The following is a 14,731-nucleotide window of genomic DNA, read 5'->3' as shown; positions in this document are numbered from 1 at the left end:
AGATGTGTATAAGGGGCAGGCCCAGCCGCGCTACGAGGAGTCCGAGCTTCCGTCCGGCCCGTACGGGGGGGGCTGCGGCCGCCACCGCGCGGAACCGCTGCCCGGCACCGACGACCAGCAGCTCCCCACCGCCCGCCCCGCCTACCCGGGGGAGTACCAGCGCCCCGAGCCGGGCGCCTGGCCCCGGCCGGCACAGGACGAGTACGGCTGGCAGCAGCCGCGCCTCGGCTTCCCCGAGCGCGACCCCTACGCGACACCGCCGCAGGACGCCTACCGCTCCCACGCGCAGGACTCCTACGGGCCGCCCGCCCAGGAGCCCTACGGGTCCTCCGGGAAGGACACCTACGGGTCCTCGGGCGGCGAGGGCTACGGCTCGCAGCCGGGCGACGGTTACGGCTCGCAGCGACGCGCGCCGTCCCAGGACTACCGCCCGCAGGGCACCGACCGCCCGCCGTACGACCAGCAGCGCACCGAGCACGGACCGTCCCGCGGCGACTACGACCAGCAGGGCGCCCGGCGCGACATGCCCGAGCCGCCGTCCGGCGGACCGGCGCACCGCGGCCCGGGCGGCGCCGGGCCCTCCGCGAGCGGGGCCCCCGGCCCGCTGGCCGCGCAGCCCGCCCCGGCGACCGGTCCCGGCGAGCCGACCGCGCGGCTCAACCCCAAGTACCTCTTCGACACCTTCGTGATCGGCGCGTCGAACCGCTTCGCCCACGCGGCCGCGGTGGCCGTCGCCGAGGCGCCCGCGAAGGCGTACAACCCGCTGTTCATCTACGGCGAGTCCGGGCTCGGCAAGACGCACCTGCTGCACGCGATCGGGCACTACGCGCGCAGCCTCTACCCGGGCACGCGCGTGCGGTACGTGAGCTCCGAGGAGTTCACCAACGAGTTCATCAACTCCATCCGCGACGGCAAGGGCGACAGCTTCCGCAAGCGCTACCGCGAGATGGACATCCTGCTCGTCGACGACATCCAGTTCCTCGCGGACAAGGAGTCGACGCAGGAGGAGTTCTTCCACACCTTCAACACGCTGCACAACGCGAACAAGCAGATCGTGCTGTCCTCCGACCGGCCGCCGAAGCAGCTGGTCACGCTGGAGGACCGGCTGCGGAACCGTTTCGAGTGGGGCCTGATCACCGACGTCCAGCCGCCCGAACTGGAGACGCGGATCGCGATCCTGCGCAAGAAGGCGGTGCAGGAGCAGCTGAACGCGCCGCCGGAGGTGCTGGAGTTCATCGCGTCCCGGATCTCGCGCAACATCCGCGAGCTGGAGGGCGCGCTGATCCGGGTGACGGCGTTTGCCTCGCTCAACCGGCAGCCGGTGGACCTGGGCCTGACGGAGATCGTCCTGAAGGACCTGATCCCGGGCGGTGAGGACTCGGCGCCCGAGATCACCTCGACGGCGATCATGGGCGCCACGGCCGACTACTTCGGGCTGACCGTGGAGGACCTGTGCGGCACCTCGCGCGGGCGCGCCCTGGTCACCGCCCGGCAGATCGCCATGTACCTGTGCCGTGAGCTGACGGATCTGTCGCTGCCGAAGATCGGCGCGCTGTTCGGGGGCCGGGACCACACCACGGTGATGCACGCCGACCGGAAGATCCGCAATCTGATGGCCGAGCGGCGCTCCATCTACAACCAGGTGACCGAACTGACGAACCGCATCAAGAACGGCTGACAACGCCGTCCACGGCCCCGAGGGCGCCCCTGGAGGAGATCTCTGGGGGCGCCCTTCGTCGTGCCGTGCGTCCCGCGGCGCTGCCCGTGCGTCCCGCGGCGCTGCCCGTGCGTCCCGCGGCGCCGGGGTCACGCCCTTCGACGGCTCCCGGCCTCACCTCGGCCGAGGTTCTTGGCCGGGCCGGCAGCGGGCCGAGCCGTGCCGCCACCCCTCCGGACGGCCACCGCTGTTCGATTACCTGCCGGGTCACGGCCGCTCTCCACAGATTCGGTGACTTTCTTCCGTCCACACACTGGGGACTGCGAAGTTGTCCAGACCGCGTCCACAGGCAACCCTGTTGAAAGACCATCAGACCAGGTCAGGACCTTGTGGATTCGTGGACGAACGATCTCCACAACTTGTGGACAACGCGGCGGTCCACAAGCTGTGCATGGAGTTGTCCACCGGCAACCCACAGGCTGGGGGCGGTTGTCCCCAGTGATCCCCAGCTTCTCCACATGCCTGTCCACTGTTCGGCAACGTGGCGCGCCTCCTCACCGCGTCGAGTGAAAGCCGTCACACGAAGCTGCCGGGTTGGGCTGTGGGAAAGACGGGTAAAGCTGGGGATGGCGCTGGGGAGAACTCGCCCCGGCCTGTGCATGGGATGTGCAGAACTTTCCGTTCTCCACAGAGACCCCCGGTTGTCCACCGGTGCCACCCACAGGGCCCGTGGACAAAATCTCGGCGCTGAGCTGGGCAAACGTGGTTATCCACGGTATCCACAGGCCCTACTACTACCAACGACTAGAGAGAGCCCGGAATCCGTTTCGAAGAGGGCCCTGTGCACAACTCGCTCTTCGCTGCCCGGCTGCCCGTCGGCACGACTTGACCCCGAGAGGCACCTACTGTCAGTGCGGTGCGTCAGACTGGTCCCCGGTGTCCTTCCCCTCCACGGGGCCGGCGACACCGAGACAGACGACGAAGGCGAAGCAGGGCGAGAAGCGCCGGCAACAGCAGGAGGCGGCTTACGGTGAAGATCCGGGTGGAACGCGACGTACTCGCGGAGGCAGTGGCCTGGGCGGCGCGCAGCCTCCCGGCCCGTCCGCCGGCGCCTGTCCTCGCGGGCCTGCTGCTGAAGGCCGAGGACGGCCAGCTGAGCCTGTCCAGCTTCGACTACGAGGTCTCGGCGCGGGTCAGCGTGGAGGCCGAGGTCGAGGAGGACGGCACGGTGCTGGTCTCCGGCCGCCTGCTCGCCGACATCTCCCGGGCGCTCCCCAACCGCCCGGTGGAGATTTCCACAGACGGTGTACGGGCGACCGTGGTCTGCGGCTCCTCCCGCTTCACCCTCCACACCCTGCCGGTGGAGGAGTACCCGGCGCTGCCGCAGATGCCGAACGCGACCGGCACGGTCCCGGGCGAGGTCTTCGCCTCCGCCGTGCAGCAGGTGGCGATCGCCGCGGGCCGCGACGACACGCTCCCCGTCCTGACCGGTGTGCGCATCGAGATCGAGGGCGACACGGTCACCCTGGCCTCCACCGACCGCTACCGCTTCGCGGTCCGCGAGTTCCTGTGGAAGCCGGAGAACCCGGACGCCTCCGCGGTCGCCCTGGTGCCCGCCAAGACGCTCCTGGACACGGCCAAGTCGCTGGGCGCCGGTGACAGCGTCACGCTGGCGCTCTCGGGCTCCGGCGCGGGCGAGGGCCTGATCGGTTTCGAGGGTGCGGGCCGCCGGACGACCACGCGGCTGCTGGAGGGCGACCTCCCGAAGTACCGCACGCTGTTCCCGACGGAGTTCAACAGCGTCGCCGTGATCGAGACCGCCCCCTTCGTGGAGGCCGTCAAGCGCGTGGCCCTGGTCGCCGAGCGCAACACCCCGGTGCGGCTCAGCTTCGAGCAGGGCGTGCTCATCCTGGAGGCCGGCTCCAGCGATGACGCACAGGCTGTGGAAAGGGTCGACGCCCAGCTGGAGGGCGACGACATCTCGATCGCCTTCAACCCGACCTTCCTGCTGGACGGTCTGAGCGCGATCGACTCCCCGGTGGCCCAGCTGTCGTTCACCACGTCCACCAAGCCCGCGCTCCTCAGCGGCAAGCCCGCGCTGGACGCGGAGGCGGACGAGGCCTACAAGTACCTGATCATGCCGGTCCGGCTCAGCGGCTGACGTTCTCCACGGTTGGGGAAAACCGCAGGTCAGGGCAGGCGTGCGGATGAGCGCGCAGGCCCACAGGTGTGCATGGGGCTCCGGGTTTAGGCTCGGACCGAAGGACGTCGCCGCCGGTGCGGGAAACCGCCCGGCGTGCCGTCCCGAGCCGTACCGGCACGCCACCTCGGACACCTAAGGAACACAACTGATGGAGCTCGGTCTCATCGGCCTCGGCAAGATGGGCGGCAACATGCGCGAGCGGATCCGCCGCGCCGGCCACACCGTCGTCGGATACGACCGCAACCCGGACCTCGCCGATGTCCACAGCCTGGAAGAGCTTGTGGGCAAGCTCAAGGGCCCGCGCGTGGTCTGGGTCATGGTCCCGGCGGGTGCGGCCACCCAGTCGACCATCGACCGGCTCGCCGAGCTGCTGGAGCCCGGCGACGTCGTCGTGGACGGCGGCAACTCGCGCTGGACGGACGACGAGAAGCACGCCGCGGAGCTGGCCGCCAAGGGCATCGGCTTCGTCGACTGCGGCGTCTCCGGCGGCGTCTGGGGCCTGGAGAACGGCTACGCGCTGATGTACGGCGGCGACAAGGAGCACGTCGCCAAGGTGCAGCCGGTCTTCGACGCGCTGAAGCCGGAGGGCGACTTCGGCTCGGTGCACGCCGGCAAGGTCGGCGCGGGCCACTTCGCGAAGATGGTCCACAACGGCATCGAGTACGCCATGATGCAGGCCTACGCCGAGGGCTGGGAGCTGCTGGAGAAGGTCGACTCCGTGGAGAACGTCCGCGAGGTCTTCCGCTCCTGGCAGGAGGGCACGGTCATCCGTTCCTGGCTGCTGGACCTGGCGGTGAACGCCCTCGACGAGGACGAGCACCTGGACGAGCTGCGCGGCTATGCGCAGGACTCCGGCGAGGGCCGCTGGACCGTGGAAGCCGCCATCGACAACGCCGTGCCGCTGCCCGCGATCACGGCCTCCCTGTTCGCGCGGTTCGCCTCGCGGCAGGACGACTCGCCGCAGATGAAGATGATCGCCGCGCTGCGCAACCAGTTCGGCGGCCACGCGGTCGAGAAGAAGTAATCCACACCCTGGGGAAACCCGGGGGATTCAGGGACCTCCGGGGGCGAACCCGGGGGGACCACGCCGGAGGAGGTCGGCGACCGCCATGCACGTCACGCATCTGTCGCTGGCCGACTTCCGCTCGTACGCCCGGGCCGAGGTCCCGCTCGACCCGGGCGTCACCGCGTTCGTCGGCCCCAACGGCCAGGGCAAGACGAACCTCGTCGAAGCCGTCGGCTATCTCGCCACCCTCGGCAGCCACCGCGTTTCCTCCGACGCCCCCCTGGTCCGTATGGGCGCCGAGCGGGCCGTCGTGCGCGCGCAGGTCCGGCAGGGCGAGCGGCAGCAGCTGATCGAGCTGGAGCTGAACCCCGGCAAGGCCAACCGGGCCCGCATCAACCGGTCCTCGCAGGTCAGACCACGTGACGTGCTGGGCATTCTGCGCACGGTGCTGTTCGCGCCGGAAGACCTGGCGCTGGTGAAGGGCGACCCCGGGGAGCGGCGCCGCTTCCTCGACGAGCTGATCACCGCCCGCTCCCCCCGCATGGCGGGCGTGCGCTCGGACTACGACCGGGTCCTCAAGCAGCGCAACACCCTGCTGAAGACGGCCGCGCTCGCCCGTCGCCACGGCGGCCGCTCGATGGACCTGTCCACCCTGGACGTCTGGGACCAGCATCTCGCGCGCGCGGGGGCCGAACTGCTCGCCCAGCGCCTGGACCTGATCAACGCGATCCAGCCGCTCGCCGACAAGGCGTACGAGCAGCTGGCCCCCGGCGGCGGCCCGGTCTCGCTGGAGTACAAGCCGTCCGCTCCGGGCGAGGCGCACACGCGCGAGGCGCTGTTCGAGCAGCTGACGGCCGCGCTCGCCGAGGTCCGCAAGCAGGAGATCGAGCGGGGCGTCACCCTGGTGGGACCCCACCGGGACGATCTGTTGCTCAAGCTCGGCGAACTGCCCGCCAAGGGCTACGCCTCGCACGGCGAGTCCTGGTCCTACGCGCTGGCGCTGCGCCTGGCCTCCTACGACCTGCTGCGTGCCGAGGGCAACGAGCCGGTGCTGATCCTTGACGACGTCTTCGCCGAGCTGGACGCCCGCCGCCGGGAGCGGCTGGCCGAGCTGGTCGCGCCGGGCGAGCAGGTGCTGGTGACGGCGGCGGTCGACGACGACGTCCCGCAGGTGCTGGCCGGCGCGCGGTACGCGGTGTCCGGTGGGACGGTGGAACGCGTATGAGCGACCGGGAACCGAAGCGGGCGGCCGAACCGTCCGGCGTCGATCTCGCGCGCGTGGCGCTGCGGGCGGCGAAGGAGGCGGCACGCGCGCGTGGGGACGCCGCGCAGCAGAAGAAGCAGGCGCGGCGGGGCGGTGGCCTGCGCTCCGGGGCGCGCGCCGACGGCCGGGATCCGATGGCGCTCGGCGCGGCGATCAACCGGCTGCTGACCGAGCGCGGCTGGGAGGCGCCGGCCGCGGTGGGCGGGGTGATGGGCCGCTGGCCGGAGATCGTCGGCGAGGACCTGGCCAAACACTGTGTACCGGAGCGGTACGACGAGGACGAGCGGGTGCTGGTGGTGCGCTGCGACTCGACGGCCTGGGCGACGAACCTGCGGCTGCTGGCCCCGCAGCTGGTGGCCCGGCTCAACGAGGACCTGGGCCACGGCACGGTCCGGATGATCAAGGTGTTGGGTCCCGCGGGACCGGCCCGCCGCTACGGCCCGCTGCGTGCCCCCGGCAGCACCGGGCCCGGAGACACGTACGGCTGAGGCCGACTCGCCGCAGCAGCGGCGATCCGCGGACCCGCGAATCGGGGACCCGCGGAGTCGAGGACCCGCGGATCGGGGACCCGCGGGACTGTCGTCGGGCTCATGCGGGACCCTCATCGGGGTCACGTGACCTACCTCACGTCCACACCGTCCCGCCGGTCCCATCAGTCCCTTTTGCCACAGCAGTCAGTGCCTTGTCGTACAACCGCACGCGCATGCGATTTCGGACGTGACCGAGGGGTAGCTAAGGGTTGACACCCCAAAGCGCTGGGTGCCTCTGTGAGCCTCTTGGAGCCCCCATCCGCATATCGGGACCCGATCGAGGACGGTTCAGGGCGGCACATGAGGTCTCAGGTACCGGCAAACCCCCATCACTGTCAGTGCTACCGGTAGACTGGAAGACAATCCCGCCCCGAACGTGGGGACCGCCCGGGAAACGCTGAGCAACGCTGATCAAGGCTTACCAACGCAACATGCCGCAGCCGCTCCGGCAACCCGCCGACGAGCCCGGCTCGTGCTGTGCCAGAAAGGGCGCTTCGTGGCCGATTCCGGCAACCCCAACGAGAACATCCCGTCCACCGAGGCCATGGCCACAGGCGCCGAGGCCTCTGCCTCTGCGTCCTACGACGCCAGTGCCATCACCGTCCTCGAGGGTCTGGACGCGGTCCGCAAGCGACCCGGTATGTACATCGGTTCCACCGGTGAGCGCGGCCTGCACCACCTCGTGTACGAGGTCGTCGACAACTCCGTCGACGAGGCCCTGGCCGGCCACGCGGACACGATCGACGTCACGATCCTCGCCGACGGCGGCGTGCGCGTCGTCGACAACGGCCGTGGCATCCCGGTCGGCATCGTCCCCTCCGAGGGCAAGCCGGCGGTCGAGGTCGTGCTGACCGTGCTGCACGCGGGCGGCAAGTTCGGTGGCGGCGGATACGCGGTCTCCGGTGGTCTGCACGGTGTCGGCGTCTCGGTCGTGAACGCGCTGTCGAGCAAGGTCTCCGTCGAGGTCAAGACCGACGGTCACCGGTGGACGCAGGACTACAAGATGGGCGTGCCGACCGCCCCGCTGGCCCAGCACGAGGCCACGGAGGAGACCGGCACCTCGGTCACCTTCTGGGCCGACGGCGACATCTTCGAGACCACCGAGTACTCGTTCGAGACGCTCTCGCGGCGTTTCCAGGAGATGGCGTTCCTGAACAAGGGACTGACCATCAAGCTCACCGACGAGCGCGACTCGGCGAAGGCCACGGCCGGCGCGGACGAGGCGGGCGCGGACGAGAAGGACGAGCCGAAGACCGTCACGTACCACTACGAGGGCGGCATCGTCGACTTCGTGAAGTACCTCAACTCCCGCAAGGGAGACGTGGTGCACCCCACCGTCATCGACCTGGAGGCGGAGGACAGGGAGAAGAGCCTGTCCCTCGAGGTCGCGATGCAGTGGAACAGCGGCTACAGCGAGGGCGTCTACTCCTTCGCCAACATCATCCACACCCACGAGGGCGGCACCCACGAAGAGGGCTTCCGCGCGGCGCTGACGAACCTGATCAACAAGTACGCGCGCGACAAGAAGCTGCTCCGCGAGAAGGACGACAACCTCACGGGCGACGACATCCGCGAGGGTCTGACCGCGATCATCTCGGTCAAGCTCAGCGAGCCGCAGTTCGAGGGCCAGACCAAGACCAAGCTGGGCAACACGGAGGCGAAGACCTTCGTCCAGAAGGCGGTCTACGAGCACCTCAACGACTGGCTGGACCGCAACCCGAACGAGGCCGCGGACATCGTCCGCAAGGGCATCCAGGCGGCCACCGCGCGCGTGGCGGCCCGCAAGGCGCGCGACCTGACCCGCCGCAAGGGCCTGCTGGAGACGGCGTCCCTGCCGGGCAAGCTCTCCGACTGCCAGTCGAACGACCCGACCAAGTGCGAGATCTTCATCGTCGAGGGTGACTCCGCCGGCGGTTCGGCCAAGTCCGGCCGCAACCCGGAGTACCAGGCGATCCTCCCGATCCGGGGCAAGATCCTCAACGTCGAGAAGGCGCGGATCGACAAGATCCTGCAGAACCAGGAGATCCAGGCGCTGATCTCGGCCTTCGGCACCGGAGTCCACGAGGACTTCGACATCGAGAAGCTGCGCTATCACAAGATCATCCTGATGGCGGACGCCGACGTCGACGGCCAGCACATCAACACGCTGCTGCTGACCTTCCTGTTCCGCTTCATGCGGCCGCTGGTCGAGGCGGGCCACGTGTACCTGTCCCGTCCCCCGCTCTACAAGATCAAGTGGGGCCGCGAGGACGTCGAGTACGCGTACTCCGACCGCGAGCGCGACGCACTGATCGAGATGGGCCGCCAGCGCGGCAAGCGCATCCGCGAGGACTCCATCCAGCGCTTCAAGGGCCTCGGCGAGATGAACGCCGAGGAGCTGCGTGTGACGACCATGGACCAGGAGCACCGCGTCCTCGGCCAGGTCACCCTCGACGACGCCGCCCAGGCCGACGAACTGTTCTCGGTCCTCATGGGCGAGGACGTCGAGGCCCGCCGCGCCTTCATCCAGCGCAACGCCAAGGACGTCCGCTTCCTCGACATCTGAGTCGGTCTCAGCTGACCGCATCAGGAAGGATCCTCACCAGCAATGACCGACGAGAACACTCCCGTCACCCCTGAGCAGGGCGGCGAGATCGCCATGCGCGTCGAGCCCGTCGGGCTCGAGACGGAGATGCAGCGCTCGTACCTCGACTACGCGATGTCCGTCATCGTCTCGCGTGCGCTGCCGGACGTGCGGGACGGCCTCAAGCCCGTCCACCGCCGCGTGCTCTACGCCATGTACGACGGCGGCTACCGCCCCGAGCGCGGCTTCTACAAGTGCGCCCGCGTGGTCGGCGACGTCATGGGCAACTACCACCCCCACGGTGACAGCTCCATCTACGACGCGCTCGTCCGCCTCGCCCAGTCCTGGTCGATGCGCATGCCGCTCGTCGACTCCAACGGCAACTTCGGCTCCCCGGGCAACGACCCGGCGGCGGCCATGCGGTACACCGAGTGCAAGATGGCGCCGCTGTCGATGGAGATGGTCCGCGACATCGACGAGGAGACCGTCGACTTCACGGACAACTACGACGGCCGCTCCCAGGAGCCGACCGTCCTGCCGTCCCGCTTCCCGAACCTGCTGATCAACGGTTCGGCCGGCATCGCGGTCGGCATGGCGACCAACATCCCGCCGCACAACCTGCGCGAGGTCGCGGCCGGCGCCCAGTGGTACCTGGAGAACCCCGAGGCCTCCCACGAGGAGCTGCTGGACGCGCTCATCGAGCGCATCAAGGGTCCCGACTTCCCGACCGGCGCCCTCGTCGTCGGCCGCAAGGGCATCGAGGAGGCGTACCGCACCGGTCGCGGCTCGATCACCATGCGCGCGGTGGTCGAGGTCGAGGAGATCCAGAACCGTCAGTGCCTGGTGGTCACGGAGCTGCCGTACCAGGTCAACCCGGACAACCTCGCGCAGAAGATCGCCGACCTGGTGAAGGACGGCAAGATCGGCGGCATCGCGGACGTCCGCGACGAGACGTCGTCCCGTACGGGCCAGCGTCTGGTGATCGTCCTCAAGCGGGACGCGGTCGCCAAGGTCGTCCTGAACAACCTGTACAAGCACACCGACCTGCAGACCAACTTCGGTGCCAACATGCTGGCGCTGGTCGACGGCGTGCCGCGCACCCTCTCCCTGGACGCGTTCATCCGCCACTGGGTGACGCACCAGATCGAGGTCATCGTCCGCAGGACGAAGTTCCGGCTGCGCAAGGCCGAGGAGCGGGCGCACATCCTGCGCGGCCTGCTCAAGGCCCTGGACGCCATCGACGAGGTCATCGCGCTGATCCGGCGCAGCGACACCGTCGAGATCGCGCGCGGCGGCCTGATGGAGCTCCTGGAGATCGACGAGATCCAGGCGAACGCGATCCTGGAGATGCAGCTCCGCCGGCTGGCCGCCCTGGAGCGGCAGAAGATCGTCCAGGAGCACGACGAGCTCCAGGCGAAGATCACCGAGTACAACGAGATCCTGGCCTCGCCGGTCCGCCAGCGCGGCATCGTCAGCGAGGAGCTGGCCGCGATCGTCGAGAAGTACGGCGACGACCGCAAGACCCAGCTGGTGCCCTACGACGGTGACATGTCCATCGAGGACCTGATCGCCGAGGAGGACATCGTCGTCACCGTCACGCGCGGCGGCTACGTCAAGCGCACCAAGACGGACGACTACCGCGCCCAGAAGCGCGGCGGCAAGGGCGTGCGCGGCGCGAAGCTGAAGGAAGACGACATCGTCGACCACTTCTTCGTCTCGACCACGCACCACTGGCTGCTGTTCTTCACGAACAAGGGCCGGGTCTACCGCGCGAAGGCGTACGAGCTGCCGGACGCCGGCCGCGACGCGCGCGGTCAGCACGTCGCGAATCTGCTGGCCTTCCAGCCGGACGAGGCGATCGCCGAGATCCTGGCGATCCGCGACTACGAGGCGGCGCCCTACCTGGTCCTGGCCACCAAGGCGGGCCTGGTGAAGAAGACCCCGCTGAAGGACTACGACTCCCCGCGTTCGGGTGGTGTCATCGCCATCAATCTTCGCGAGCGGGAGGACGGTTCGGACGACGAGCTGATCGGGGCCGAGCTGGTCTCGTCCGACGACGATCTGCTGCTGATCAGCAAGAAGGCGCAGTCGATCCGATTCACGGCAACGGACGAGTCACTGCGCCCGATGGGCCGTGCGACCTCGGGTGTCAAGGGCATGAGTTTCCGCGAGGGAGACGAGCTGCTCTCGATGAATGTCGTGCGACCCGGTACGTTCGTGTTCACTGCCACCGACGGCGGGTACGCGAAGCGGACCGCTGTCGACGAGTACCGCGTTCAGGGACGCGGCGGCCTCGGCATCAAGGCCGCCAAGATCGTCGAGGACCGCGGGTCGCTCGTCGGTGCGCTGGTGGTCGAGGAGACCGACGAGATCCTCGCCATCACGCTGTCCGGCGGTGTGATTCGTACGCGAGTCAACGAGATCAGGGAGACGGGCCGTGACACCATGGGCGTCCAACTGATCAATCTGGGCAAGCGCGATGCCGTCGTGGGCATCGCTCGTAACGCCGAGGCGGGACGCGAGGCGGAGGAGGTCGACGGCGACGTGGCCGTCGACGAGACCGCCGAGGGTGCCGGGACCACCGGCACGGACGAGGGCGAGGCGCCCTCGGCCGAGTAGCACGAGGAGTGAGTCAGCGTGAGCGGAGCCACGGGCGCCGGATCGGCCGGTACCTCGACGGGTCAGACGGCCGGTCAGGAAGCGGACGGCGGCGGCCGTGGCTCCGCCGCGCAGGTGACGGATCCGCAGACCACCAATCTGCAAGCGATCAAGTCACCCAAGAAGGCGAAGAACTCTCCCTCGCCCGAGACGCATGGATCCCAGGGGGGAACTGTGACGGACACCCGAGGCCCGCAGACCCAGCAGCCGGGGGCCTCGCCGCTGCCGGGTGAACGGCAGCCGCAGCAGCCCGCCGGGCCGTACCACCCGCCGCAGGCCTACCCCACGCAGGGGCAGGCGGCGCAGAGCGGGCCGGGCGGCGCGGTGCGCCGGCCGCGCACCGGGGCGCGCACCCTGCCGCGCGTGCGCAAGGCGCGGCTGCGGGTGGCGAAGGCCGACCCGTGGTCGGTCATGAAGGTGAGCTTCCTGCTGTCGATCGCGCTGGGCATCTGCACCATCGTGGCGGCGGCCGTGCTGTGGATGGTCATGGACGCGATGGGCGTCTTCTCGACCGTCGGCGGCACCATCTCGGAGGCGACCGGCTCCAACGAGTCGAACGGCTTCGACCTGCAGGCCTTCCTGTCCCTGCCGAACGTGCTCATGTTCACCTCGATCATCGCGGTCATCGACGTCGTCCTCGCGACGGCCCTGGCCACCCTCGGCGCGTTCATCTACAACCTGTCCGCGGGCTTCGTGGGCGGGGTGGAGCTGACGCTCGCCGAGGACGAGTGAGCCGGGTCGCGAGCCCCCGCGACTATCGATTTTGGGACTGGCCCGGTCGTGCGCTAATCTTCAGGAGTCAGCGCGCGGGACACACACCGCAGAGCGCGGCGGGGCTATAGCTCAGTTGGTTAGAGCGCATCCCTGATAAGGATGAGGCCACAGGTTCAAATCCTGTTAGCCCCACCAGCACGAAGACCCCCGGTCCGGATGGATCGGGGGTCTTCGGCGTCTACGGCCACGTGCCGCTGTCCGGACAGTGGACGCGAGCGGTTTCGGCCAAGATCGTTTACAGTGGATCTTGATCACTTCGAGATCACTTCAAGGGCTGTGTGCGAACTCCGCACGGACCAGCAGCCCTTTTTTGACGGGGAGAAAATTCAACAATGAAGAAGTCCGTGACGAAGATAGCCATCGCCGCGACCGCGACGGCTTTCATCGGGACGCTCACCGCCGCGGCGCCCGCGACCGCGGCCGGCCCGGCACCGGCTCCGGTACAGGTCCGCACATTCACCGCGGACAGCGGAATCAAGCCTCCCGCGGCGCTCATCGGGCCGAATGGCGAGAAGCCCCGGGAATGGGGCGTGGTGAGTTATCCCGCCGACGCGAAGGGCCTGCGGACCCCTCGGGTGAGCAAGGGCGGCGGCACCTGGAACTACGGCACCAACGCGGACGGTGCGTACAAGGGCTGCTACTCGAACTACATCCACCCGACGAAGAAGCACTCGGCCAGCGTCTCCATCGCCAACGCGACCGACAAGGACACGCGGGAGAAGGACATCTGGGCCAAGGCGTACGCCAAGGCCGGAGCCGCCCACACCTGCAACGCCTACTGGGGTGTCTACTAGCCGCCGCGCCTGACAGGGCGCGCTGATCCATGTCCTGGCCACTGCCGCCTCGCGGTGGTGGCCGGGACATGTCTCGTTCGGCGTTCGCCGGCGGTCTCAGCTCGTCCACCGCCTGCCGCGGTACGACCCTCAGCCGTACCGCGGTGACGAAACCACCCCCCCACTGCAAGGTTGTGCTTCGTGCGTGCCTCTTTCCCGAGATTGACCCTGGTCCTGACGTTCTCTGTGGCCGTGGGAGTTCTCGGCCCCCTGCTCGGTCCGATGGGCGGACAGGTGAGTCAGGTTGTTTCCGACACGTTGAGCGCCGGCTGGGCTTATGCCGCGGTGGCCTACGCGGCCGGAATGACGGCCGCGTCGAAAAGAGGGGCCGCGGTCCTTGGTGTCGCTTCCCTCTGGATATGCGTGACGGCCTATTACGTGACGAAGGCCGCGCAGGGCGATTACACGAAGGCGGATCTCGCCGATCCCACCGGGCGGACCGAGTACTTCGCCTGGGGCGAGCTGGTGTCCATGATCGGTATGTGGGCCGTGGTCGCCTGTCTCCTCGGACCCGTCTGCGGAACAGCCGGGAAGATCTCACTGACCGGCCCCTACCGGCTTCTCGCTCAGCTCCCGCTGCCTCTTGTGGTCGTGGCCGAGACCACCATGCGGCTGGCGCATCCGGCTCCTCTCCAGGAGCAGCTGGTGGTGACCATGTGGCAGGTCACCCGGATCGTGGCGACGGCCGTCGTGATCGCTCTGTGCGTCAAGGCGCTGTGGAGTCGGCGGGCGTCGGTGAGTCACGTGGGGTGACGGGACGGGTCTGGCGGCACGAAGGCCCGGTCACCGAGGGGTGACCGGGCCGCTTCGTGAGGGCGGTACGCAAGCCGCCGTGCTGACAGGGTGGAGCGGGGAGGTTCGGGTTCGGGTTGGGGCGGGGAGCGGCGCTCAGCGCTGGAGAGGCGGTGCGACGGGCTCGTCCGGTTCGCCCGGCTCGTCCGGGGACTCGTCGGTCACGGCGGCGCAGTCGGCGGTCGCCGGTACGGGGTCGGTGAGGAGGCGGTGCCGGCAGGTCGGAGAGGCGCCGTGGGCCTCGGCCCGGATCCGTTGCTTCATCGTGGGGGGCAGGGCCCTGGCGTGGGACGAGAGCCAGGGGGACGTCGCCGGTGTCGTGACCGGGGCGCTCGCGGTGGTGCCGGTGCCGCTGTTGCGGGTCGAGTCGCTCTGCGGTACGGCCGCGGCGGCGGTCGTGGTGACGAGTCCGAGCGCCGTGCACAGCGCGAGGAAGGCGGTGACGAAGGCG

11 protein-coding genes and 1 tRNA gene are annotated in these 14,731 nt (G+C 69.3%); 11 read left to right on the top strand and 1 reads right to left on the bottom strand.

Annotation, left to right across the window (positions count from 1 at the left end; genetic code table 11):
• The 11 genes from dnaA to CCN42_RS46370 all read left to right on the top strand — a co-directional run.
• Positions 1-1,678, top strand: a 1,678-nt coding sequence (gene dnaA, locus CCN42_RS06820) for a chromosomal replication initiator protein DnaA (protein ID WP_086733753.1), incomplete at its 5' end; no start/stop codon positions are given.
• A gap of 1,009 nt (positions 1,679-2,687) precedes the next feature.
• The gene (dnaN, locus tag CCN42_RS06810; RefSeq protein ID WP_086169346.1) at positions 2,688-3,818 is read left to right on the top strand and encodes a DNA polymerase III subunit beta; all 1,131 of its coding nucleotides are present in this window, start codon (positions 2,688-2,690) and stop codon (positions 3,816-3,818) included.
• A gap of 190 nt (positions 3,819-4,008) precedes the next feature.
• Entirely contained in the window at positions 4,009-4,884 is an 876-nt protein-coding gene (gene gnd, locus CCN42_RS06805) for a phosphogluconate dehydrogenase (NAD(+)-dependent, decarboxylating) (protein WP_086169345.1), read from the top strand.
• Positions 4,885-4,969: 85 nt separating this feature from the next.
• Positions 4,970-6,091, top strand: a complete 1,122-nt coding sequence (gene recF / locus CCN42_RS06800; protein WP_086733747.1) for a DNA replication/repair protein RecF — start codon at positions 4,970-4,972, stop codon at positions 6,089-6,091.
• Positions 6,088-6,618 carry a DciA family protein gene (locus CCN42_RS06795; RefSeq protein WP_086169343.1) on the top strand — a complete coding sequence of 177 codons (531 nt, stop codon included), beginning with the start codon at positions 6,088-6,090 and terminating at the stop codon, positions 6,616-6,618. The genes recF and CCN42_RS06795 overlap by 4 nt, the downstream gene beginning before the upstream one ends.
• Before the next feature lie 514 nt (positions 6,619-7,132).
• On the top strand, positions 7,133-9,205 hold the full coding sequence (gyrB, locus tag CCN42_RS06790; protein ID WP_211294646.1) for a DNA topoisomerase (ATP-hydrolyzing) subunit B: 2,073 nt from the start codon (positions 7,133-7,135) through the stop codon (positions 9,203-9,205).
• A gap of 42 nt (positions 9,206-9,247) precedes the next feature.
• Positions 9,248-11,842 (top strand): DNA gyrase subunit A, encoded by a 2,595-nt coding sequence (gyrA, locus tag CCN42_RS06785; RefSeq protein WP_086169341.1) that lies wholly within the window; start codon positions 9,248-9,250, stop codon positions 11,840-11,842.
• 18 nt (positions 11,843-11,860) lie between these two features.
• On the top strand, positions 11,861-12,613 hold the full coding sequence (locus tag CCN42_RS06780; RefSeq protein ID WP_086733745.1) for a DUF3566 domain-containing protein: 753 nt from the start codon (positions 11,861-11,863) through the stop codon (positions 12,611-12,613).
• A gap of 100 nt (positions 12,614-12,713) precedes the next feature.
• Positions 12,714-12,790 (top strand) — tRNA-Ile (locus tag CCN42_RS06775).
• 197 nt (positions 12,791-12,987) lie between these two features.
• Entirely contained in the window at positions 12,988-13,449 is a 462-nt protein-coding gene (locus CCN42_RS06770; protein ID WP_086169338.1) for a lactococcin 972 family bacteriocin, read from the top strand.
• A 402-nt stretch (positions 13,450-13,851) separates the two neighbouring features.
• Positions 13,852-14,241, top strand: a complete 390-nt coding sequence (locus CCN42_RS46370) for a hypothetical protein (protein WP_143661864.1) — start codon at positions 13,852-13,854, stop codon at positions 14,239-14,241.
• A 135-nt stretch (positions 14,242-14,376) separates the two neighbouring features.
• Here the strand turns inward: CCN42_RS46370 and CCN42_RS06760 are convergent.
• Positions 14,377-14,731: DUF6344 domain-containing protein (locus CCN42_RS06760; RefSeq protein WP_107427553.1), on the bottom strand; the 355-nt coding region annotated here is incomplete at its 5' end.

The sequence above is a fragment of the Streptomyces glaucescens genome (assembly GCF_002154375.1).
Lineage (GTDB): Bacteria > Actinomycetota > Actinomycetes > Streptomycetales > Streptomycetaceae > Streptomyces > Streptomyces glaucescens.
Note: the sequence above shows the minus strand (reverse complement) of the source record. Positions and strands in the feature narration are given on the sequence as shown.

What these genes read in the sequence shown, in the direction of transcription:
- gnd (WP_086169345.1), top strand. Translation starts at nt 4,009, where the DNA reads ATGGAGCTCGGTCTCATCGGCCTCGGCAAGATGGGCGGCAACATGCGC.
- recF (WP_086733747.1), top strand. Translation starts at nt 4,970, where the DNA reads ATGCACGTCACGCATCTGTCGCTGGCCGACTTCCGCTCGTACGCCCGG.
- CCN42_RS06795 (WP_086169343.1), top strand. Translation starts at nt 6,088, where the DNA reads ATGAGCGACCGGGAACCGAAGCGGGCGGCCGAACCGTCCGGCGTCGAT.
- gyrA (WP_086169341.1), top strand. Translation starts at nt 9,248, where the DNA reads ATGACCGACGAGAACACTCCCGTCACCCCTGAGCAGGGCGGCGAGATC.
- CCN42_RS06770 (WP_086169338.1), top strand. Translation starts at nt 12,988, where the DNA reads ATGAAGAAGTCCGTGACGAAGATAGCCATCGCCGCGACCGCGACGGCT.